Genomic DNA, 23,636 nt, shown 5'->3' on the forward strand with positions numbered 1-23,636 from the left:
GTCCGCACCGTCACCCGGGCGTCCGCAACGCCCTTCCGCATCGGCGGGCCACCGCCTCGGCGCCGCGCAACCGCTTCGGGGTCGCCGTGCCCAGTCCGGCGTGCACCTTCCGCAACCCGTGGCTGCGCGCGACCTGCCTCGGCCCGTGGAAGATCAGGCACGCGTAGAGCGCCCGGCGGGCCGGGCTGCTGTGCTCGGGGAGCCCCACCTCGTACACCTCCAGTTCGTCGTGGAAGCGCAGCAGGGTGAGGACGCCCTCCTCGTCCCCGGCCCGGGCGTGCAGCACGAGGACGGAGACCTCCGCGCAGTCGTCCCACTGGTCCATCCGGTACCGGACCAGCGCCGGGTGGTCCGTCGTCTGCATGCGGTTGTTGTGCGCCGCGATCAGGTCGCAGGCGCTTCCCCGGTAGTCCCGCCACGGCACCGCCTCGACCGTGATGCCGTGCTTGGCCATCTGGCGTTCGTCGGCCCGGATAGTGTGCCGCACCTTGCTGGGCAGCGCGTCCGGGGACCCCAGCACGACCTCCTCCGGGTACGCGAGATCCTCGTACTCGGCCAGCCATTCCATCGGGCCGAACAGCGTCTCGGCCAGCCGCTGCTGCCGAGGGTCGAGGTAGCCGAAGTAGAGCGACCGCCCGGCGAGTTCGGTAACGGTGGCCACCGCGTCGGAGACCGCACGGAGCACCTCCGGCTCCTCCCGGCACCGTAAACTCCCCCGGATCTCCAAACGCCCGCCGATCAGGGCGCTCTTCTCCGGGACCGGCGACTCCGCCTGGCCCCAGGCGACCGGCGAGTGGATCTGGTCGGACCACTGTTCGCCCCGGCCCAGATAGATCGGCAGCGCGGCGCACAGCCGCGGCCCGTCGCGGACCACGACGTACCGCGGCTCCCAGCGAGGGTCGTTCGACATCTGTACCAGCCGGCCGTGGCAGCCGAGCGCGCCGACCGCCTCGTCGAGCTGGAGGAACTCCTCCGCCCCGACGTCGTCGAGGTTGTCGGTGACCACCGTAACGAGCGCCATGTCCTACCCCGCCCGGTATTCGAGTGCGGTTACCGACCAGCTGAAGCCCATCCCGCTCGCGGCCAGCAGCACCAGGTCGCCGTCGTCGAGCGCCGCCCGGTCCCACACCTGGCGCAGCGCGATCGCGGTGTCCGCGCAGCCCATGTGCCCCAGCTCCGAATGGTTGAAGACGCTGCGGTCCGGGGACAGGTCGAGCGCCTTCAGCAGGCGGTGCTGCACGTTCCGGTCGTTCTGGTTGACCAGCAGGTAGCGCACGTCCGCCAGCCGCCGCCCGGCCCGCTCCAGGGTCTGCTCGACCAGCGCCACGTAGTTGTCCGTGTACGCCTCCGCGAGCCCCTTCCGGTTGCCCCGGCGCCGCAGCCGGATCCCCCCGTCGTGGTACTCGCCCCCGTAGTGGTCACACCAGCTCGGATCGGTGTGTGCCGACGACGCCAGGTACCCGAAGGAGTGACCGGACCCGCCGACAAGCAGGGCCGCCGCCGCGTCGCCGAAGTTGAACAGCCCCTTCGAGTCCGGATCGGCGCGGTCCACCACCCCGCTGAACCGCTCGCCCACCACCACCAGCGCCCGCTCGTCGCCGCCGGGGGCGATCCCGCCGGCGGCGATCCCGAGCCCGGTCATCAGGGCGTTGCAGAAGTTGACCACCTCGAAGCAGTGCGCCCCGGTGATGCCCAACTCGTCGGCGACCTTGGCCGCGGGTGACCAGAAGGGCATGTCCCAACAGCCGCTCCCGGCGTAGATGACCTTGCCGACGGTCGCCGGGTCCGTGCCGGTACGGTCCAGGATCGTGCTGGCGGCGTCCACCGCCAGCTCCCACGCCTGCTCCTCCGGCGCCAGGACCGGGAACTCCTTGCCGTGCGTGATCTCCAGGATCTCCGGCAGGGAGACGCCGGAGCTCTCGTGCAGCTGGTCGACGGTGATCCGGCCCTCCGGGAACGCGACCTCGACGTCCACGATTCCGGCCCGGGCCGGCGCCCCGGGTTCGATCGGCATCACCGGTCACACGCCTTTCGTAGCTGGTCGAGGCGGGTCAGGCCGGACAGCACCGAATCGACCGGCAGGCCGAAGTCGATGAGGCAGGCGACCTCGTCCACCCCGGCGTCGCGGTACTGGTCGACCACCTGCCGGGCCTTCGTCACGGTGCCCAGCAGGCCATGGTCGAAGTACCGGGTGAAGGCGCGGTCCAGCAGGAACTCGGTGTCCTCGGCCGACAGCTTCGACAGGTCGACCGCGCGCTTGCCGTCCGGCCGGGAGCCCACCATCAGCCCCAACGAGCTGCGCATGTACCCGGTCAGCGGCTCCCGCACCAGCTCGCGGGCCGCCGCCTCGTCCTCGTCGAGATAGGTGTGGATCATCAGGGCGACGTGTCCCGGCCACCCGTCGGCGTCCGGGCGACCGGCCAGCGCCGCGCGGTACTCCTTGATCTTGACGGAGAGGGTGTCCAGGTCCTGGTCGAGCAGGTGGGTCAGGACCCCGGCGCCGAGCTGGCCGGCCATCCGGAACGTCTCCACCCCGCCCGCGCTGGTGATCCAGACCGGCAGCTCCGGCTGCACCGGGCGCGGGTAGACGCGTACCTCCTGTGTCTCCCCCACGCCGTCGACCACCGAGACCGCCTCGCCCCGCCACAGTCTCCGCACGGTCGCCACGTACTCCCCGAGCAACCGCTTTCGCTCGGCGTAGTTCTCCGGCCGGAGCGCGTAGTCGGTGGCGTGCCAACCGGACGCGAACGAGATGCCCACCCGCCCGTGCGAGAGGTTGTCGACCACCGACCACTCCTCGGCGATCCGCAACGGATGGTGCAGCGGCGCGACGACGCTGCCCGCCCGGATCTTCACCCGCTCGGTGACCGCCGCGATCGCGGCGCTGGTCACCGACGGGTTGGGGTAGAGGCCGCCGAACGGGTGGAAGTGCCGTTCCGGGGTCCAGATCGCGGCGAACCCGAACGCGTCGGCGAACCGGGCGCCCTCGCGCAGGAGCCGGTACCGGTCGCTGTCCTCCTCGTTGCTGTTGTTGGCGAAGTAGAAAAGACTGAAATCCACTGTGACCTCCCCGATCGCAGATTCGGTCAGCTGTCGGTCGCGGCGACAGGGCTCGCCGCGGGAGGAACGGGCTCGGGCGTGCCGGTTGCCGGGTCCGAGGTGGAGCCGCCGGGAGCGGCGACCGGTCGGGTGCGCCGCGCCCACCGGGTCAGCGGTGGCACGACGGAACCGGCGACGAGGAACACGACGGCGAAGACCAGCCAACCGCCGTACCCGAGCGCGGCGAGCGCGCCGGTGATGGCGAGCGGGGCGACCATGGAACCGAGCTGTGTCGACGTCTCGAACAGGCCCTGGTACTGCCCCTGCGCGCCGTCCCGGGCCAGGCCGTAGCTCAACGACCAGGCTCCGGCGCTGTGCCACATCTCACCAAGGACGTGGGCCAGGGTGCCGGCGATCAGGATGATGGCGGCCAGCCACACCCCCTGCCCCTTGGCCAGGGCGAAGATCACGCAGCACAGGGCGAACGCCAGCGAGGCCCGGCGCCAGATCCGGACCCCGCCGGCGACGTCCTCGGCGCCCCGGCTGGCCCGCACCTGGAACAGGATGACGGTCGCGGTGTTGATCAACAGCAGGACGGTGAAGAAGAACGGCGGTGCCGAGGTGTGCTGGCTGATCCAGATCGGCATCGCGACGATCAGCAGCGCGTCACTCATCACCAGCACGCTGTTGACCAGCGACACGGCCGCGTACGGCAGGTCCCGCAGCACCACCCACTTCGGCCCGCCGTCCTCGTCCGAGGCGGTCGGGGTGGCCGGTACCGCGGGCACCCGCAGGAAGGCGAGGCCGGAGAGCACGAACAGCCCACCGGCCGCCACCAGCAGGGCCACGTACGCCGACCGCGAATCGATCAGCAGCGCCGACCCGCCGATCACGGCACCGAGCGACACCCCGATGTTGGCCATCGAGCGCATGTAGGCCCAGGCCCGCACCCGCTCCTCGGGCGCCAGGAGGGCGGCCAGCAGCCCGCCCCGGGCGGCGTTGGAGCCGGACTCGATCGCGAGTACCACCGCCGCGGCCAGCAGCAGGCCGACGAAGTTGGTGACCAACGCGTACCCGCAGGTCACCAGCCCCAGGACGAAGAGCAGGGTGACGGTCACGCCGCGCGCCCCCCGCACGTCCGCCAGCCGACCGGCCGGCACGCTGGACAGCATCCCCGCCCCGGCGCCGACCGTCAACGCGAGGCCCACCCGCTCCGGCGCGATCCCGACGACCCGGGTGAAGTACAGCACGCTGATCGTCATGATGATGCCGTGCGCCGTCGTCTTGGCAAGGTTGCTGATCGCCAGCAGCCGGACGAGCCCGGCGGGGGGAATGATGTCCCGGAGGAATGACATGGTCCGTGCGCTCCCGTCAGCCGTTGCCGGCCAGAACGGTCTCCCGCAACGCGTTGCGGTCGACCTTGCCGTTGACGTTGAGGGGGAAACTGTCGCGGTGGTAGAGCCGCCGCGGCACCAGGTGGATCGGTAGGTAGGTCCGCAACCACCGGGCGAACTCCGGGTACGGCAGGTTGCGGCCGGTGTAGAAGGCCACCAGCTCGGTGGTGTCCGCCTCGCGTACCGTGACCGCCGCCGCCTGGGTGACGTCCGGATGCCGGGTCAGCACCGCCTCGATCTCGCCCAACTCCACCCGGTAGCCACGAATCTTCGTCTGCTGGTCGAGCCGGCCGAGGTGGACCAGCTCGCCGTCCTCCCACCGCACCCGGTCCCCCGTGCGGTAGTAGTGCTCGGGCGCGGGCACGGTCTCGTCCGAGGGCAGGAACCGGTCGCCCTGCGCGGCCAGGAACCGCCCGCGGTTGTCGTCCGGGTCCAGGTATCCACCGAACCGCTGCACCCCCCGGACGCAGAGTTCGCCCTCTGCCGCGGACCGGCCCTCCTCGTCGACGATCACGTGGTCGAGGAACTCGTACACCGGCCCGATCGGCACGGTGTCGTTGGACGTCCGCGGCCACCGGTCCGGATCGGCCGGCAGCCGGTACTCGGTACAGGCCACGGTCAGCTCGGTCGGGCCGTACACGTTGTCCAGGTGGGCCTGCGGGGCGATCGCCCGCCACGCCCTGGCCTGCCGGTAGGTCAACTGCTCACCGATGAAGATGCTCTGCCGCAGCACGGTGGGCCGGTCCGTCGGCAGGTTGCCGAGGTTCGCGCTGACCGAGACCACCGACGGCACCGAGAACCAGTGGGTGATGGCCCGGTCGGCCAGGTAGTCCACCGGCGTCAACAGGTCCGTCCGGGTCGGTGGCACGAGCGTCGCCCCGCCGCCCCAGGTGACGAAGAGGTCGAAGACCGACGGATCGAAGGTGAGGTCGAAGGTGTGCGAGACCCGGCAACCGGGCCCCACCTCGTACCGGGCGATGTTGCGGGCCACGTACGGCGACGCGTTGCCGTGGGTGATCGGGACCCCCTTCGGCGTACCTGTGGAGCCGGAGGTGAAGAGCACGTACGCCACGTCCTCCGGACCGGTGCGGTACTCCGGAAGGGCGTCGGGCCGCCCACCGAGCACGTCGGCCTCGGTGAGCCGCAGCACTGCGCCGACGGTCCCGGCGAGGTCGTCCAGCTGTGCCGCGCCGCTCTCGTCGGCGATCAGCGCGTCGGCACCGATCGTCTTGCAGATGACCTGGTTGCGGTAGCTCGGGTGGCCCGGGTTCAGCGGCACCACGGTGGCGCCGAGGCGCGCCGCGGCCAGGTAACCGGCGAACGCCACCAGGCTGCGGGTGGCCAGCAGCACCACCCGGGCCGGCGGGCCGTTCCGCGCCGCGAGGATCCGGCTGGCGATCACCTCCGCGCACCGGCGCAGCTCCCGATAGCTGAGCACCGGGTCGACGAGGTCGAGCGCGGGCGCGTCCGGCTGCCGCTCCACCGTCCGGGCGAACCACTCGTAAAGGGTGGTGGGAACCCCTTCCGACACCGGCAGCTCCCACCGGACCAGGTCCGTGCCGGCCCGCAGCAGGTCCACCGCGTGCACCCTCATCGTGCTGGGCGGGCACCTGCGCTCCGGCCGGAGGTGCAGCCGCTGCACCCCGTCCGTGGCGTCCGGCACGTCGAGGTGGCAGTCGCACGGATCATCACCGAACCCGGCGAACCGGTAGGCCACCTCCATCATCCGATTGCGGTCGGTCGACCGGAAGTCGGCGACCACATGGCTGCCCGCCGAGGCCGCCCGGTCGGAGATCCAGTTCAGCAGCACCGTTCCCGCACCGAACACGACCACCCGGCACGACGTCGCCAGAAGCTTCAGGTGCCACACCGCCGGATACTTCTCCAGCAGGACGATGCCGACCGCGCCGTGCGGCCCGAAGCGGTCGCTCATCGTCACGACGAGGACCTCGTGCCGAGGATCGGTCAGCAGCGTACGCAGCGTCGCATCCGAGTAGTGCACGCCGGTCGCGTTCATCTGACTGGTACGCAGGGTGAGCTCCTCCGCCCGGGCGAGGTCCTCCTTGTCCGCCCGCCGGATCCACATCCTCAGGTCGAGCGTGCGCAGGAACTCCTCGTCCGGTCCACCGAACTCGGCCCGGGCCGCGTCACGCGCGAACCCGGCCTGGTACATCACCCGGCGACGCCGGGAGTCCTCGGTGACCGTACTCGGGGTGAACTCGGGCAGGTCGAGCAGCTCGGTCGCCTGTTCGGCCGGATAGCACCGCACCTCGGACAGCCGGTAGGCGACCTCCGCCCGCTCGCTCGGCTGGTCGTCGATGAACGCGATGGTGCGCGGCGCGAAGTTCAGCTCGTCCGCGATCGCGGCGATCGCGTCCGACTTGCGCCCCCAGCCAATCTGCGGCAGGACCAGGTACTCCGCCACGCCGAGCCGCTCCAGCATCGCCCACGCGTGGTCGTGATCGTTTCGACTGGCCACGGACTGCAGGATGCCGCGCTCGTCGAGCCCGACGATGACCCGGCGAATCTCGTCGGAGAGCCGTACCTCGCCGTCTTCCAGCAGCACGCCCTGCCACAGGGTGTTGTCCAGGTCCCACACCAGGCACTTGACCGCTTCGGAACTCACCTCGGGCACCTCCTCACATCTCCCACAGGGTCACCGCCCAGGCCGCCACCGGGCTGTTGTTGAGGACCAGCACGTGATCCCCCGTCGACACGTCTCCGCTGGTCATGAGCCGGTCCAGATTGAGCACGACGTCCATGGCACCGAGATGGCCGTAATCCGCCAGGTGCGTACGGCAGACCGGATGGATGGGGATCCCCAGCAGCGTCTCGTAGAACTCGAACGCCGAGGCGGTGACGTTCTGCATCACCGCGGCGGCGACCTGGCTCCGGTCGAGTCCCGCCTCGGCGAGCACCTCGTCGACCATCCGGCCGAGCCGCATCCGGCTGTGCATCGCCATCTCGAACCGGTACCGGTCCGGCGACTCGCACACCTCCCGCCACTCGTACCAGGGCGCCTGCTTGTAGTCCACCCGGAACAGGTCGTGGAAGCTGCCGTCGGTCTCCATGCGGTGGCCACGCAGCACGGGGCGTCCACCCCGCACCATCGTCATGGCGTAGGCGCCGTCGCCGATCACCGTCACCGGGTAACGGACCCGGTCGACGCCGGTGGGGCGGCTGCCATGGGTGATCAGCACGCTGGTCCGACCCGGATCGGCGACCAGCAGGTCCCGGGCGAGCGCCCACGCCGCACTCGAACCCGTGCACCCCAGTCCGTCGACGGTGAACGCGAAGCTGGACTCCAGACCCACCTCCGCCTGTACCCGGCACACGTCCGAGCCGAGCAGCACGTCGGGCGAGCGGGGTGCGACCATCATCAGCAGGTCGGGGTGGCTCGGGGCGGCGGCGAGCAGTTCCCGACAGGCCCGGGCGGCCAACTCGCCGATCTCGGCGTCGGGAAGGACCCCGACGGTGCGGACCCCGGATTCCGCGACGAACCGGGCCTCGTCGTGGCCGAGCAGCTCGACCTCGGGCAGTTCGAGAACCTTGACCTGTTCCTCCGGCAACACACAGTGGATGCGCCCGATACCGATGCCGCCGTTGCCGGTGCCGCCGCTGCCACTGCTGTCCTTGCCGGTGCCGCCGTTGCCGGTGCTCATGTCCACAGCTCCCGCGCGTGCCGGGCCAGCAACAGTTGGCTGATCTCGCTGCTGCCCTCGATGATCTCCATCAACTTCGCGTCCCGGTACGCCCTGGCCACCACGTGCCCGTCCCGGGCGCCGGCCGAGGCGAGGACCTGGACGGCGGCAGCGGCGCCCCGGGCCGCCTGGGTGGCCGCGAAGTGCTTCGCGGCCACGGCGGCAGTGACCTGCTGCGGTGAGCCGTTGTCCCAGCAGCGGCTGGCGTGCTCGCACATCCGGGTCGACGCCTGCTCGGCGACGAGCAGTTCCGCCAGGTGGCGGGCGACCAGTTGATGCTCGGCCAACGGTTTGCCGAACTGCTCCCGGGCCTGCGCGTGTGTGGTCGCGGCGGCCAGGCAGGCCCGCAGGATGCCCACGCAACCCCAGGCCACCGAGAGCCGGCCGTGGGTGAGCACCGACGTGATCAGCCAGTCCAGGGGCAGCCCGGCGGCCAGCAGCACACCGTCGGCCGCGGCGAGCGTGACCCCGTCCAGCTCCACATCGGCGTGCCCGGCCGCCCGGCACCCCATCGGGTCCGCCACCCGGGTCACCCGCACGCCGGGCGCGTCGGCCGGTACCAGCACCGCCGCCGCGCCGTCCGCGTGCTGTCCGAACACCAGGAGCAGGTCGGCGTAGGCGGCCCCGGTCACCCACACCTTGCTCCCGGAGACCTCGACCCGGTCACCGGTGAGGGTGATGCGGGTGGTCATCGCCGCCAGGTCGCTGCCGGCCCGCGGCTCGCTGAACGCCACCGCGGCCAGCGTCCCGGAGGTCAACCGGCGCAGGTACGTCGCCTGCTGGTGCTGCTCCCCGAACCGGCGCACCGCCCACGCCACCATGCCCTGCGACGTCATCAGGCTGCGCAGGGACGAGCACCGGCTGCCCACGTACGCGGTGAACTCGCCCAGCTCGGCGGCGGTGAACCCGAGCCCGCCGAACTCCGCGGAAACACCCGGGCAGAGCACGCCGTGGGCGGCCAGCCGGCGCAGTACGTTGTCGGGGAGACGACCCGCGAGGTCCCATCCGTCCGCGTCCGAGCCGACCGCTTCGGCGACCAGTTCGGCCGCCGCGGCGTACCGGTCAGCCACCGTTACCCTCGCGCAACCGCAGCACGAGTTCGGTGATCGCCGCCACGCTGCGGAAGTTGGCCAGCTTCAGGTCCGGGCCCTGTACGGCCACCCCGAACGTACTCTCGACGTACGCCACCAGCTGCATCGCGAAGAGCGAGGAGACCAGGCCGGTGCCGAAGAGGTCCACCTCGGCGGTGACGGTCTTCTTGGTCTGTCGCGCGATGAACTCGACGAGGTTGTTACTGATCTCGTGCGCCTCGATCGGTGCGGTCGACGTGCTCATTGCGCTCCCTCGTAGTCGAAGAACCCTCGGCCGGTCTTGCGGCCGAACTCGCCTGCCTTGACCTTGGTCAGCAACAGCTCGCAGGGGCGGTAGCCCTCGTCGCCGGTGCGCTCCAACAGGACGTGGAGCGAGTCGACGACGTTGTCCAGGCCGATGAGGTCCCCGGTGGCCAGCGGACCGGACCGATGGCCGAGGCAGCCGGTGAAGACGGCGTCGACCGCCTCGGGAGTGGCGATGCCCTCCTCGACGACCCGGGCCGCCTCGTTGATGGCCCGCTGCAGAATCCGGTTGATCACGAATCCGGGACCGTCGCCGACCAGCACCGAGGTCTGGCCCAGCTCGGCCAGCAACTGTTCCGCCGCCCGGATCGCCGCGTCCCCGGAGCGCGGACCGCGGATCAGCTCCACCGTGCGGATCAGGTACGGGGGGTTCATGAAGTGGATGCCGACGAGGTCCGCCGGCCGCGTCACGTGCTGCGCCAGCTCGTCGATGGGCACGGCCGAGGTGTTGGAGACCACGAGGGTGCCCGGGGCGACGGCGGCGCTCGCCCCGGCCAACGCCGCGGCCTTCGCCTCCATCCGTTCGGTGACCGCCTCGATCACGGCGGTGGCACCGGCCACCCGGGCCAGGTCCGTGGTGGTCTCCAGCTCACCGGCGGTGGTCGTCGCCGACAGGTGGCCCAGGAACTGCGCCAGCCGCACCTGCCGCGCGACCTCCGCCCGCGCCTTGGCCAGGCGCTCCTTGTCGATGTCCACAAGCACCACGGGAACACCGCTGCCGACGGCCAGTGCGGCGATGCCGGTACCCATCACGCCCGCGCCGAGGACCGCCACCCGGCTGCTCGTCTGCCTGCTCATCGCCTCTCCTCGTGCGTGTCGGGGATGCTCGGGCCGGAACTGCTCACGGCGGGGCTGCTCGGGCCGGAACTGCTGCCGGCGGAGGTGCTGCTCGGGCCGGGGGTGAGGAGATGCCCCACCAGATCGCCGACCCGGGCATCCCGCCGGGCCAGGTACTCGATGCCGAGGCGTACCGTCTCGCCGGTCAGCTGCGGATCGAGCCCGTGCCGGCGCAGCCACGGTTGCCAACCGGTCGCCTGCACGCCCAGTTCGTCCTCGTCGTGCCCTTCCAGCTCCAGCAGGGCCGCCGCGGACAGGATCGGGTTGCCCTTGGCCAGCGCCAGGTCGCGGACCCGCTGCTGCCATTCGGCCAGCGGAATCGGCTCGGTCGGCAGACCTGCCGCGCCCAGCATCGCGAAGAGCCCGCGTACGCTCACCGCCCGCTCCGCGATCAGGTGGTAGGCCCGGCCGACCGACCCCGGGGAGAGGGCCAGCTCGACGATCCCCTTCGCCACCAGGTCCACCGGCGCGGCCGGCAGCACCCGGTCGTCCATCGGGTAGGCACCGACGGCGAGGCCACTGACCAGCGCGAAGTAGATGAGATCCCGGTCGTTGCAGGCGCCGGTCCGGGTGGACGACATGATCAGGCCGGGACGGAACACGCGTACCCGCATGCCGTCCTGGTCGGCCCGGTCGAGCAGCCGTTCGCAGACCCACTTGCTGGTGCCGTAGCTGCCCGACCTCGGGTCCAGTGGCTGCGCCCGGGTCTCCAGGTAGCGGCCGGATCCCATGGCCATACCGGTGGCGGCGACCGTCGAGACGTAGCTGAAGTCCCGGATCCCGCAGCCGCGTGCCCAGCTGAGCAGGTCCACCGTCGGCAGGACGTTCTCCTCCCGCAGCGTCCGGTACGGCTCGGTGAAGACCACCTTCGCGGCGCAGTGCACGATGTGGCCGACCCGCTGCTCCAGTTCACCGTCCCGGTACCGCTCGCCGAGCTTGCCCACGTCGCGCAGATCCCCGGGCACCACGTGGACCCGGTCCGGGTCCGGCTCGGGCAGCAGGAACTTCGTTGCCGCCGCCCGCAGGCGGTGCATGCCGGACTCCTCGTCCTCGGCGCGCACCAGGCAGTAGATCCGGCCCTTGGTGTGCTCCAGCATCTCGTGCAGGAGGAAGGCGCCGAGGTACCCGGTCGCACCGGTCAGGAACAGGTCCTTGCCGCGCGAGCGGCGTGCCGACAGGGTGCCCAGGGAGAGCTTCAGGTCCGCGTCGACGAGATCGTCGTCGCCCCGGTCGAGGGCGTCGTCGAGGGCGTCGGGGGTGGCGGCCGCGCCGCGCTGCGCCCGGACCAGCTCGGCGAGACGGCTCACCGTGACCTTGCTGCCGCCCGCGCGGTGGACGTTCACGGCGCAGCCGAAGCGATTCTGGATCTCCAACGTCAGCTGTACCGCCAGCAGCGACGTGCCGCCCAACGCCCCGAACTGGTCGGTGGGACCGAGCGTCCGCACGCCGAACAGTCCCCGCCAGATGTCGAGCAGAGCCTCCTCGACGTCGTCCCCGACGGCCGGCGCCGGAGATCCGGACGGCGCGTCGGGCCTCGGCTCGACAGCGGCCGTGACCCGGTCCAACGCCCAGTACCGCTGGCGGGTGAACGGGTAGGTGGGCAGGGTGACCCGGCGTTCGCGGCCCGACCAGAGCGGCGTCCAGTCGACCGCGACGCCGTGCAGCCACGCCTCGACCAGGGCGGCGTCCAGCTCCTCCCGCAGATCCGGCGGGTCCTGCGGTGCCGGCACGTCGGGCCGGTCCAGCCGCAGCACGTACCGGCCCTGGCCGGCCTCTCCGGCGCCGACGAGGATGACGAACCGGTCAGCCGGCACCGCCGCCAGGTTCGGGAACAGCTCGGTGTCCGCGGGCAGGGCCGCCCGCAGCCGCTCGTGGGCGTCGGCCGGGAAGCGCACCTCCGCCGGTACGACCAGGGCGGCCCGGCGGGGAGAGCTGCGCCGGGTCTGCACCGCCGGCGGGCGGGGCAGGCGCAGCGCCGCGGCCAGCCGACCCGGTTCGGCGACCACCACCCGGCGCTCGTCGAAGTGTCGACGCCCCACCCGCAGGGTGTAGCTGACGTCGTCGATCGGCACCTCGGTCTGGTCGAGAAAGTCGGCGAGCCGGCGGGACAGCGCGTCGAGCTCGGTCCGGTTGCGCGCCGACAGCACGAGCCGAGCCCGCCTACCGGCGCCCGCCGCCGGGCCGGTCGGGGCCGTCCTCCGGGCCCTCGGCGGCGGTGGGCCGAGCACCACCGCGGCGTTGGAACCACCCATGCCCACCGAGTTGACCAGCACGTAGGGCTCGTCCGGGCACCGACCGGGCTCGGTGGAGATGACGAACGGGCTCTCCGCCAGCAGTCCCGGGTCGCGTGCCTGCTCGAAGGCGGGGTGCGGGGGCAGTGCCCCGGTCCGGGCGACGTGGACCGCCTTGATGACACCGGCGATCCCGGCGGTGGGGCCGGTGTGCCCGATGTTCGACATGGCCGAGCCGAGCCGGCAGTAGCCGACGGGTCCACCGGGCGCGCCGACGGCCTCGGTCAGCGCCGCCAGTTCCACGTGGTCGCCCAGGGCGGTGGCCGTGCCGTGCGCCTCCACGTACCGCAGCCGGTCGCCGCCGATCCCGGCGACGCGCAGCGCCGCGCGTACCACCCGGGCTATCCCGGCCGGGCTGGGCGCCGTGTAGCCGATCTTGTCAGCGCCGTCGTTACCCACCGCGCTGCCATGCAGGACGGCCAGTATCTCGTCGCCGCCGGCCAGCGCGTCCGCCAACCGGCGCAGCACCACCACCCCGACCCCGGAGCCGTGGTTCGTGCCGCTGGACCGGTGGTCGAAGGAACGGCACGAGCCGTCCTCGGACAACGCGCCGCCGGGCACGTGCCGGTAGCCCAGCAGCGGTTCCTGCACCGCGGAGCCGCCGGCGAGGGCGATGTCGCACTCGCCGGCCAGCAGGCTCAGCGACGCGTAGTGCAGCGCGTACAGCGACGAGGAACAGCCCGTCTGCAGGCTCACCGCCGGCCCCCGCAGACCCAGCTTGTACGCGGTACGCGAGGGCAGGAAGTCGGCCTCGCCGCCGAGCGTGAGGTCCAGGTCGGCCACGGCCGCGGCGAGCCCGCCCTCGCGGGCCTTCGCGGCGAAGAGCGCGGCCGAGTAGTGCCCCACCCCGCTGCCCGCGAACACACCCGTCGTGGGTCCGGCTGCCGTGCCGCCGTGACCGGCCCGCTCCAGCGCCTCCCAGCAGACCTCCAGGAAGACGCGGTGCTGCGGGTCGATCAGCTCGCTTTCCCGGGGTGTATAGCCGAAGAAGTCCCCCGCGAACTCCGCCACACCCGGCAGTTGGGTACCGACCCGGACGTAGTCGTCCGCCCGCAGGGTCTCCTCGTCGACGCCGGAGGCGCGCAGCACGTCATCCGGGAGCTCGCGCATGGAGACGACGCTGTTGTCGACGTTCGCCCAGAACTGCTCCGGCGTCCACGCGTCCGGAAACCGGCAGGCGACGCCGATCACCGCGATCGCGGTCTCGTTCATACCGCGGCACCGCCTCCGACCGGCGCCGCGGCGGCCCGGCGGCTGGCCAGCAGGGACCGCTGCTCGGGCACCGCCGGTTCGGCGGGCTTCGCCGCGTCGGGGGTACCGACCAGCAGTGCCGCCTGGGCCCGCACCGTGGCGTGCTGGAACAGCTCGGACAGCTTCAGCGGCCGGGAGACCAGGGTCTGCAACTCCTCCCAGAGCATGACCAGCAGCAGCGAGTTGCCGCCCGCCTCGAGAAAGTTCACATCCAGCGGCACGCTCTCGGCCGACGTGCTGCCGAGCACCTCCGCCCAGGCCCGGCGGACCTCCGGCAGCAGATCTTCCTGCGTCCGTTCGCTGGTGTTCACTGGGACCCCCTCGTGTCGTCGGTGCCGCTGCCCGTCCTGCGGGAGCGCACGTCCTCAATCACCGCGCTGATGTCTCGTTCGCCCAGTCCGTCCCGCACCGCCGCCGCGAGACGCTGCCGCGCCGCGCCGATGACCCCGGCCGGGTCGGCGCCGGCGGACAGCGCGAGCGCCAGGTCCTTCTCGGCCAGGCCGAGGGCGAACTGCGTGGGAAAACTCTGGTTGCCGATGCGCTCCCGGATGCGTTCCACGAACGGACCCACCGCGCTTCTGGAGAGCAGTTCCAGCGTCGTGTCCGCCGGAACCCCGAGCCGGTCGCCGAGCGCGTACACCTCGGCGATGACAGCGAAAGACGCGATGTTGACCGCGTTCGCGACCAGCTTCGCCGCGGCGCCGGACCCGAGCGGCCCGAGCCGGGTGACCGGACCGAGCACCGCGAGTACCGCTTCGCAGCGCGACACGTCGGCTTCCGCGCCGCCCACCAGGATCTGCAACTGACCCGCCGTCGCCTGCGCGACGCTGCCGACCACCGGCGCGTCCACCAGACCGATGTCGGGTCGAAGCCGGCGGCGCAGTTCGGCGAGCGGGTCGGGTCCGATGGTCGACATCTCGATCACGACACCGCCCGGAGCGATCCCGGTCTCGGCCCCGTCGGTGCCGAACAGCACCGACGAGACCGCGGCCGCGTCCCGGACCATGGTGATGACCAGATCGGCGCCCCGGACCGCCTCCGCCGGGGTGTTCGCGGTCCGCGCTCCCGCCTCGGCCGCCACGGCACACTTCCGCGCGGTACGGTTCCAGACCGTCACCTGGTGCCCGGCCGCGACGAGCCGGCAGGCCATCGGTACGCCCATCCGGCCCTGCCCGAGCAGCGCGATGCCGATCGGTCCGTCGATCCTCATCCGACCCGTCCCTTCTCGGCGGTGACCGCCCCGGCGAGCAGGTCCGCGACGGGGCCGCCGGAATGGGCGGTCGACTGGTGGGGCCCGTCGGGAGCCGCGGCCGCGTGCGCCGCGGCCTGGGTCCGCAGCGGCTCGCCCAGGCTCACCTCCTCGCCCGGCTCGGCATAGCGACGCGGGACGACGCCGCTGGTACGGCGGACGATGGTGATGCTGTTCTGGGTCAGCTTGTGCGGCTCCAGCAGGTTGACGATCTCGAACTCTCCCGGCCGGCTCCGTTGCTGCGCGGCGAGGTACCGCAGGAATCCCTCGCCCTCCGGGTACGTCATCAGGTAATGCATGACCATCAGACCCCCGTCCGGATTGATCAGCTCGAAGAAGTTGTCGAAGAAGTAGAGGCACTCCCAGGCGTCGACCCAGGCGAGGTCGATGGGTTCGAAGCCGGCGGGGAACCGGTCGGCACAGTCCCGCAGGTTCGCGTTCACCACCGTCACCAGGTGGTCGAGCCCGAGATCACGCAGCACCTCCAGGACGCGCCCCGACGACGACTCGGGGATCGACAGGTCGTCCACGGCGACCAGCCGGGGCGCGTACGGCGCGTGGTAGAACTCGGGCGCCAGTAGGGCGGGTGCGGTGTTCAGCCACTCCTCCGTCAGCGGGGCGTCCGCCTGGAGGTAGGGCCGGGTCTTCGCGGCGAGCGCCGGTGACTCGACCCGTACCTCCTCGGCGACCTCGGCGAGCGCCGCGGCCAGGAAGGGCGTGGTGTAGCCCATCCCGACCTCCAACACCCGCCGCGGGCGGACCAGTTTGACCAGCGTGGCGAGGAGCGGGGCCACCGTCTCCGTCCCCATCACGGGCACGTGAAGCTCGGCGACCGCCGCGCGGAACCGCTCGTCCGAGGTACTCAGGACAGCCATGTCACTCCCCGGCGGCGGAACCCTGGAGAACCGCCATCACTTCGATCTCGATCACGGCCTCCGGCAGGAACAGCCGGGAGACCTCGACCGTGGTGCTGGTCGGTGGCTGATCGGTCGGCAGGTACTTCATCCGCACCTCGGCGTACTCGGTCAACGCGCCGAGGTCGGTCAGATAGGTCCGGATGTTGACGATGTCGGCGAACGACGCGCCGTGTGCCTGGAGGATCCTGCCGATGATCTCGAAGATCCGCTCGGACTGCCCCCGCATGTCGCCGGGGGCCACGACGTTCAGGTCGTCGTCGACGGCGACCTGCCCGGACAGGATCAGGATGGCGCCGCCGCCGACCTCCAGCCGGGCGACGTGGGAGTACCGGCCCGGGGGCGGCTTCGGCACTCCGTCAGGGTTGTCGATCGTCTTGATCATTCTTTGTCTCCGTACGTCAGAGGTTGTCGATCAGGTCACGGGCACTGCGTCTGATCTGCCGGCCGCCGATGTCGAACTGATATGAGATCCCGTCCATGATCATTTCTGTGGTGCTCGCCAGAGCCGCATGGTCTGGCACGTCCCCGACCACCAGATCGAGATCGTGGGTCTGGTAGCCGCCGACCCGGACCCCGGGCCGGACGAACGGGTGATAGCCGGTCACTCCGGGCACTCCGTCGAGCGACTCCCGCCCACTGACCGCGCAGACTCGACCCGATTCGGTCGGCGCGGGTGTCGTGAACTGGAAGTAGACCCGATCGGGGTCCGCCGGCGAGAGTTCGACGCGTGCGCCGCGGGAGATCCGCATGGCGATGTCGACCAGATCGATCCCCGCGGCACGCCTCGCGAGCTCCGGGATGTACCCACCGGCACGCCCGTTCACCTCGATGATCCGGGGCCCGTCCGGGGTCAGCTTGAACTCGGTGTGCAGGATCCCCGTCCGGACGTCGAGTGCCTTGACGGCCTGGTCCGCCGAGAGCAGGACGGCCTCCCGGGTGGCCGGGTCGAGCCGGGCCGGCCAGAACTGGCCACATTCCCGGAACGGCGGCGCCAGTCGCAGCTTTCCGGTGATCGCGAGGTGGCACCGCTCGCCCTGGTGCACGACCGTCTCGACGGAGACGTAGTCACCGAACGGGGGGTCCACCTCGACGCCCCGCAGGTACTCCTCGGCGACCACCCGGCCCTCCTCGCGCAGCAGCCGGTCGAGCTGCGCACGGCCGGCCTCCCGCTCTCCGATCAGGACCGTGTTCCGGCTACTCACACCCTGTACCGGCTTCACCACGACGGGGAGGCCGAGATCGCGCACCACGGCGTCCCACTGGGCGACGTCCGACACGACCCTGGAGGCGGTGGAGTCGACGCCGGCCGAGCGCAGCCGCTCCCGCTGGGCGGCCTTGTCCGTCAGGAGCCGCACCGTCGCGGCGTCGTGGAACGGCAAACCGAGGTCGGCGGCGACGAGGGAGGCGGCCAGAAGCATCGGCTCGCTGAAGGTGACCATGCCGGTGACGTCGTGCCCGCGCAGCCGAGGGATCAGGTCGACGTCCGCCAGGTCGTACACCGCGGCAGCGGCCTCCAGGAACAGTGGACGGATCCGCTGGGCGTGCTCCGACGGGCCCACGACCACGACGAGAGGGCAGCCCGGATCGGCGGCTTGGACGATCTCCGTCGGCGAGACGGCGCCCTGGTCGTAGACCACAACTATGGACACACTTCACCCCGTTAATCACACGTTCACAAGGATGCTGCATTGTGAAGACACACAGGCGGATCCTCGGATTCGAAGGAGTACCCGAACGAATCCACGGCGCGATACCCGCGCCAAGCTAACAACAAGCTGACTTCATCTCGGCTTCAGCTTGGACATCAATCCGACAACGGAGACATCTTGTAGCGTCAGTGGCGCAGGTGGCCCACGAGCACTTGGTCAGCCACTACCCGCAGCTCACCTACAGGCCACCACAGCGGGCCTGGACATCGCCCCGGGTCCGGAGTCGATACAGCGAGAACGGGCTGGTCAAGCCGTTCAGCCGAGGACACAGAAAGATAACCGACGCATCGCCCCCCGAGACGTTGATCAATTTGCATCTTTAACGTACCCGACACCACTGCGACTGTCCAGCAAGAGTTCCCGACATTGGGACGGTGACGCTTCCGTCGAAGTGCAGACGCCGGTAGCAGGCCAAACAGCAAGATTCATTCCGGCGCGGATGCGACGGGGCTGGCCCGATCGACCGGGCGGAGTAAGCTTCCCGACTCCAAGCAATTTCGATCATGATCTGACAGGTCCCGGCCATGCCCTCCCGTGCCCGCCTCGCGGGTGCCCGGATGGGACACCGCGACCCGCGGCGGGCTCCTCCGGGCGACCTCGGTCGCGCTGCGAAGGGTCGACGACCGAGCGCCGTCGACGGGAGTCACCGATCCACACCGTCCGAACTGGGCATACGCGGTCCAGCAGGGATAGGCGGGCGGCGCCGGCGAGGGAGCAGACCCGGTCGCCAGCTGGTCACGCGGCCGATGCGCGCCACGGCCGGTGGGCCGCCGGGGCACCCGCCGACGACCTCGGCGAGGTGGTGTTCGACCGCCAGGTCAGCCCCCCGGCGCCCAATGTCTCGAACCTTTCGGGACGCGTCCGGAAGATTCACGTTGGAAAATCCGGAAAAGTGGATTCAGGCGGGCTCGTCCGCACTCACGTTGACCCCTCCGACGTGGTCCTTCCGGAATGACGAAAACGACCCCAGCCCGTACGCGGTTGACGAGCTGCCGGTAGGCTGCGCATTTCCTGGCTCATCGCCGAGCGATGGTCAACGGGTCATTGGGCTACCCCGCATGTTCATCCCCGTGCTGGCGGTCCCTGCCGGCGGAGTGTTGCCTTTGGGTCGCACACCCGAATCGGACGGGACGCGGGCAGCGTCGAGGATCGCGTACGCGGCAGCCGGATCCTGGTCAGGGCCGAGGCCAGACCATTACCTGTCTTACCCGGGCCCCTCACTTCACCGGCAGCCGAGCGATTCACGTGCAATTCCCATCTGCGCGGAGACAGTTGCACACCCTCTTCGCTCAACTCGGGGTCATCCGGACGCTCCGTCAGTGGAAATGCCGGTCGGCCAGGGCCGGACCATCGCCGGATCCGACCCCGCATCGCGCCTCCGAACGCTTCTCCGACGATGATCGAACCTTCGATGATCGAACGTACGATGGCCGAACCTTCGACGCCCCGGTGGCGGAACACGCAGAGCCAGGTCCGGCAGATGGCTGTCGGCCCGAGCTCGACAGACACCGAACCGGGCCGAACCATCGCCGTCGACCGTGCCCACCGCCCATGGACGCCCAGGGCCTCGAACCGGGCATGGCTCGGTGACGAGGCTTGACTGACGTCTTACGTCATACGACTATGTCCATCAATATAGATGTTGGCGTGCGTCCAACCCGGGAGGGTTGGCTTCCGGAGGAGGAGACCGACCTGTGGTACAGCGCAAACTCTCGGCCCGCCAGATAGGGACGGTCCTGGCTGCCATGGTCGTGGTCGCCGCCGGGGCCTACGTCACCACGACCGTGACGCCGGCGACCGCGGCGACCACCGCCGGCTGCGGTAAGGCCCCGGGACTGAACAGTGGCACCCACACCATCTCCAGCGGCGGCAAGAACCGCAGCTTCATCCTCCGGCTCCCCGACAGCTACGACAACACCTACCCGCACCGGCTGGCGTTCGGGTTCCACTGGTGGGGCGGCACCGCCAACGACGTCGCCTCGGGCGGGACCGACGGCTACGCCTGGGCCTACTACGGCATGCTGTCGCAGTCCAACAACACCACGATCTTCGTAGCACCACAGGGCATCAGCAACGGCTGGGCCAATTCCAACGGTGAGGATGTCACCTTCACCGACGACATGATCCGAGTGATCGAGAACGCGCTCTGCGTCGACACGACACAGCGCTTCTCGGTCGGGTTCAGCTACGGCGGTGCGATGAGCTACTCGCTGGCGTGCTCCCGCCCGACCGTGTTCCGTGCTGTCGCGGCCATCGCCGCCCCCGGGGAGATCAGTGGCTGCAGCGGCGGCACTCAGCCCGTGGCGTACCTGGGGATTCACGGAATCAACGACAACATCCAGAGCGGCCGGTCGCTACGCGACAGGTGGGTCCGGAACAACGGTTGCGCCGCGCAGAACGCCCCCGAGCCCGCACCGGGCAGCCTGACCCACATCATCACGACGTACTCGTGCCGGGCCGGCTACCCGGTGGTCTGGGCCCCGTTCGACGGCGGTCACCAGCAGGGTCCGGTGGATGGATGCGCCGGCTGTGAGAGCGGGGCGCGAAGCTGGGTCAAGCCCGAGGTGTGGCGGTTCTTCACCCGGTTCGGGTCCACCCCGCCGCCCACCAGCACGCCGCCACCATCCAGCACCCCGCCGCCCACCAGCACGCCGCCGCCCGGCCAGCAGAATGTGCTGGTCACCGGTGCCCAGTCGAACCGTTGCATCGACGTGCCGAACTCCAGCACCGGCAACGGAACCCGGGTGCAGCTGTGGGACTGTCACGGCGGCACCAACCAGCGCTGGACGCACACCGCCAACCGCACACTGACCGTCTACGGCAACAAGTGCCTGGACGCCAGCGGATCGGGCAGCAGCAACGGCACAGCCGTGATCATCTGGGACTGCCACGGCGGCGCCAACCAGCAGTGGAGCCTGAACAGCAACGGAACCATCACGGCCGCCCAATCCGGACTCTGCCTCGACGCGGTCGGCAACGGGACGGCCAACGGGACGCAACTTCACCTGTGGACCTGCCACGGCGGCGCCAACCAGCAGTGGAGTACCCGCAGCTGACCGCCCGGCAGGCGCAGAGCCTCGCGTCGCCTCTCTGTTGGCGACGAGTGAAAGGAGCAGTACGTGAAGTCAGCCTTTTCCGCCGCTCGGAGGTCGTTGCCGGCAGTTGCGGTGCTCGTCGCCGCCATGCTGCCAGCCGCGCTCGCACCTCAGCTACCGGCTTCGGCCGCCGCTCAGGAGACCTACTATGTCGCTCCGGATGGCAACGACGCCAATCCTGGAACGATCCAGGCACCATTCAGAACCGTGCAACGCGCGCGGGATGTCGTCCGTACGGTGAACGCGAGTATGTCCGGCGACATCCAGGTGTACCTGCGCGGCGGGCGCTATCCGGTGAGCAGCACGATCGAGTTCGGGCCCGGTGACTCCGGCACGAACGGCCACCGGGTCATCTACGCCGCCTACCCCGGCGAGACGCCGATCCTCGACGGCGGGGTCCAGGTGACCGGATGGAGCCAGCACAGCGGCAACATCTGGAAGGCTCCGCTCGACCGGACCAACAAACTGCGGACGCTCTACGTCAACGACAAGCGGGCGTTCATGGCCTCGAAGACCATCAACTCGGCGGGCTGCCACGGGACGTACAACATCACCGCCGGGCAGGCCGCATGGGCCTGGGAGTCGGGGTCGCAGTGCGACGGTGCCCGGTACAACTCGGCCGACTTTCCTGCCATCGCCCGCAACCAGGACGACATCGAGATCGAGACGGCGACGACCTGGACCACGGCGATCGTGGGGGTCCGCCAGGTGACCACCGACGGCGGAAGCCGGGTCGCGCTGTTCCAGCAGCCGGGCGCGGCCATCGCCCAGGGTGCGTTCAACGGCAACGCCCAGGTCAACGGCAGCCACAAGGTCATGAACGCCTACGAGTTCCTGGACGCGCCGGGCGAGTTCTTCTTCGACAAGAGCAGCCGGACCCTGTACTACTACAGAGCCAGTTCCGAGAACATGTCGACCGCGACGGTCTTCGCGCCGAACAACGTGACCACGCTGCTGCGAATCGCCGGCACGTCGACGAGCGGCCACGTCCGCGATATCACCTTCTCCGGCCTCACGGTCCAGCACTCCGACTGGAACCTTTTCAACGTGGCCGGCTCCTCGTTCAAGCAGGCGCAGCAGGGCAATCTGGGAGCGCAGGCGTACGCGAAGGGGAATTTCCACGTCTACTACTACCGCAACGTCGACGTCACTCCGGGCATGATCCAGATCCAGAACGCCGACGGCATCCTCCTGCAGCGCAACCGGATCCAGCACACCGGCGCCGACGGGATCAGCCTGGTCAACGACGTGCAGAACTCGCAGCTGATCGGCAACCACACCAACGACATCGCCGGTTCGGCCATCTCGGTGGGCCACCCGCAGCACGTCTACATCGGCGACCACACGTCGACCAATCGTGAGAAATACTCCCCGCAGGCCGAAGGACTACCGAAGAACATCGACATCAGGAACAACTACCTCTACGACAGCGCCGTCCTGTTCAACGGGCACAGCCCGATCACGGCGTACTTCGTCGACACCGTCGCGATCCAGCGCAACCGGATCGAGAAGGCCCCCTGGTCGGGCATCACGCTCGGCTGGGGCTGGTGGAACTTCGACGGGTCATCGGGCTCGATCGCACCCAACCGGCCGACCACGACGGCGAGAAACAACAACATCAGCTACAACCACATCATCGACACGGTGCAGCGGCTCAGCGACACCGCCCCCATCTACACCCTGGGCAGCCAGCCGGGGACGACGATCACCAACAACTATCTGCAGGGCGTTCCCGCCGGCCACAAGTACGGGCTTCACCCGGACGAGGGTTCGGCGTTCATGACCTTCCGCGACAACGTGCTGAGCGTGGACAAGAACATCACGTGGCTCATCAACTCCGACGACTTCGGACGCAAGCACGACCTGAGCATCACGCAGATCTACGGTCCGATCAACAAGGTCTCGAACAAGAACCTGCCAAACAGTACGATCCACGACATCCTCGTCTCCACCGACTATGTCTGGCCGGCGCCGGCGTACAGCATCGCCGCCAACTCCGGCCCGGAGGACGCGTTCCGGGACATCATCCCGGCGGCCAACCTCTCCCTGCCGAACTACGTCCTGCCGGCCAGCACGTTCGTCACCAGCCCGACCTCGTCGATCCCGATCCGCAGCACCGGCGACGCGACCCGGACGGTCTGGCTGGCCCCCGCTGGCACGACCGGCTTTGCCGCCGGCCCGACAATGACCCGGGCGGCGGGCAACGCCACCTCGATAGCCGTGCCAACGGCGCAGGGTGAGTACCGGCTCTACGTCCTCGACGCGCAGGGCAACCGGTCCGCCGAGTCGAGTTCGATCGTCCGGCAGCAGGGCACCGGCAGTGGTCCGCAGGGCGGACGGCTCGTGGGTGGACAGTCGGGCCGCTGCGTCGACGTGCCGAACTCCACCACCACCAACGGCACCCAGGTCCAGCTCTGGGACTGCTCCGGTGGCACGAACCAGCAGTGGACCTACACCGCCAGCAAGCAACTGACCGTGTACGGAACCAAGTGCCTGGACGCGAACAACGCCGGCACGACCAACGGCACCACGGTCATCATCTGGGACTGCCACGGCGGACTGAACCAGCAGTGGAACCTCAACGCCAACGGCACCGTCACGAACGTCCAGTCCGGACTCTGCCTCGACGCCAACGGTGCCGCCACCGCCAACGGCACAAAGATCATTCTCTGGTCGTGCAACGGTGGCATGAACCAGCAATGGAGCCTGCGGAACTGACCACCCCCGGGGAGCCGGACCGGACCAAGGCCCGGCCGGGC

At 70.2% G+C, this 23,636-nt stretch carries 17 protein-coding genes; 2 read left to right on the forward strand and 15 right to left on the reverse strand.

The features are described from left to right. Positions 1-10: 10 nt before the first annotated feature. From EV371_RS27155 to EV371_RS27225, 15 genes are read right to left on the reverse strand one after another with little or no spacing between them, the layout of a single operon-like run. Entirely contained in the window at positions 11-1,021 is a 1,011-nt protein-coding gene (locus EV371_RS27155; protein WP_130464563.1) for a hypothetical protein, read from the reverse strand. A 3-nt stretch (positions 1,022-1,024) separates the two neighbouring features. Continuing rightward, positions 1,025-2,014 (reverse strand): 3-oxoacyl-[acyl-carrier-protein] synthase III C-terminal domain-containing protein, encoded by a 990-nt coding sequence (locus EV371_RS27160; RefSeq protein ID WP_130464564.1) that lies wholly within the window; start codon positions 2,012-2,014, stop codon positions 1,025-1,027. Next, a complete protein-coding gene (locus EV371_RS27165) occupies positions 2,014-3,060 on the reverse strand; it encodes a MupA/Atu3671 family FMN-dependent luciferase-like monooxygenase (protein WP_130464565.1) in 1,047 nt (348 codons plus the stop codon). The genes EV371_RS27160 and EV371_RS27165 overlap by 1 nt, the downstream gene beginning before the upstream one ends. A gap of 26 nt (positions 3,061-3,086) precedes the next feature. Beyond that, positions 3,087-4,394, reverse strand: coding sequence for an MFS transporter (locus EV371_RS27170; protein WP_130464566.1), 1,308 nt, complete (start codon positions 4,392-4,394; stop codon positions 3,087-3,089). A gap of 16 nt (positions 4,395-4,410) precedes the next feature. Beyond that, positions 4,411-7,059, reverse strand: coding sequence for an amino acid adenylation domain-containing protein (locus EV371_RS34690; RefSeq protein ID WP_486484802.1), 2,649 nt, complete (start codon positions 7,057-7,059; stop codon positions 4,411-4,413). 13 nt (positions 7,060-7,072) lie between these two features. After that, positions 7,073-8,095 carry a 3-oxoacyl-[acyl-carrier-protein] synthase III C-terminal domain-containing protein gene (locus EV371_RS27180; RefSeq protein WP_130464567.1) on the reverse strand — a complete coding sequence of 341 codons (1,023 nt, stop codon included), beginning with the start codon at positions 8,093-8,095 and terminating at the stop codon, positions 7,073-7,075. Continuing rightward, entirely contained in the window at positions 8,092-9,204 is a 1,113-nt protein-coding gene (locus tag EV371_RS27185; RefSeq protein ID WP_130464568.1) for an acyl-CoA dehydrogenase family protein, read from the reverse strand. Before EV371_RS27185 ends, EV371_RS27180 begins: the two co-directional genes overlap by 4 nt. After that, positions 9,197-9,469 carry a phosphopantetheine-binding protein gene (locus EV371_RS27190; RefSeq protein WP_130464569.1) on the reverse strand — a complete coding sequence of 91 codons (273 nt, stop codon included), beginning with the start codon at positions 9,467-9,469 and terminating at the stop codon, positions 9,197-9,199. Before EV371_RS27190 ends, EV371_RS27185 begins: the two co-directional genes overlap by 8 nt. Then, the gene (locus tag EV371_RS27195) at positions 9,466-10,326 is read right to left on the reverse strand and encodes a 3-hydroxyacyl-CoA dehydrogenase family protein (protein ID WP_130464570.1); all 861 of its coding nucleotides are present in this window, start codon (positions 10,324-10,326) and stop codon (positions 9,466-9,468) included. Before EV371_RS27195 ends, EV371_RS27190 begins: the two co-directional genes overlap by 4 nt. Continuing rightward, a complete protein-coding gene (locus EV371_RS27200) occupies positions 10,323-13,868 on the reverse strand; it encodes a thioester reductase domain-containing protein (RefSeq protein WP_130464571.1) in 3,546 nt (1,181 codons plus the stop codon). Before EV371_RS27200 ends, EV371_RS27195 begins: the two co-directional genes overlap by 4 nt. Continuing rightward, positions 13,865-14,218: a phosphopantetheine-binding protein gene (locus EV371_RS27205; RefSeq protein ID WP_130464572.1), complete on the reverse strand. Its 354-nt coding sequence runs from the start codon at positions 14,216-14,218 to the stop codon at positions 13,865-13,867. The genes EV371_RS27200 and EV371_RS27205 overlap by 4 nt, the downstream gene beginning before the upstream one ends. Next, on the reverse strand, positions 14,215-15,117 hold the full coding sequence (locus tag EV371_RS27210) for an NAD(P)-dependent oxidoreductase (protein WP_130464573.1): 903 nt from the start codon (positions 15,115-15,117) through the stop codon (positions 14,215-14,217). Before EV371_RS27210 ends, EV371_RS27205 begins: the two co-directional genes overlap by 4 nt. Beyond that, the gene (locus tag EV371_RS27215; RefSeq protein ID WP_349339760.1) at positions 15,114-16,031 is read right to left on the reverse strand and encodes a class I SAM-dependent methyltransferase; all 918 of its coding nucleotides are present in this window, start codon (positions 16,029-16,031) and stop codon (positions 15,114-15,116) included. The genes EV371_RS27210 and EV371_RS27215 overlap by 4 nt, the downstream gene beginning before the upstream one ends. Position 16,032: 1 nt before the next feature. Continuing rightward, a complete protein-coding gene (locus tag EV371_RS27220) occupies positions 16,033-16,455 on the reverse strand; it encodes a Rid family hydrolase (protein WP_130464574.1) in 423 nt (140 codons plus the stop codon). A 16-nt stretch (positions 16,456-16,471) separates the two neighbouring features. Then, complete coding sequence (locus EV371_RS27225) at positions 16,472-17,722, reverse strand: ATP-grasp domain-containing protein (RefSeq protein ID WP_165436843.1); 1,251 nt, start codon at positions 17,720-17,722, stop codon at positions 16,472-16,474. Between the two features lie 1,754 nt (positions 17,723-19,476). Between EV371_RS27225 and EV371_RS27235 the strand changes: the two genes are divergently transcribed. Together EV371_RS27235 and EV371_RS27240 are read left to right on the forward strand one after the other, a co-directional pair. Next, positions 19,477-20,838: an RICIN domain-containing protein gene (locus EV371_RS27235; RefSeq protein ID WP_486484803.1), complete on the forward strand. Its 1,362-nt coding sequence runs from the start codon at positions 19,477-19,479 to the stop codon at positions 20,836-20,838. A gap of 63 nt (positions 20,839-20,901) precedes the next feature. Continuing rightward, positions 20,902-23,595 carry an RICIN domain-containing protein gene (locus EV371_RS27240; protein WP_130464577.1) on the forward strand — a complete coding sequence of 898 codons (2,694 nt, stop codon included), beginning with the start codon at positions 20,902-20,904 and terminating at the stop codon, positions 23,593-23,595. Positions 23,596-23,636 lie beyond the last annotated feature (41 nt).

The organism is Plantactinospora sp. CNZ321 (assembly GCF_004217235.1).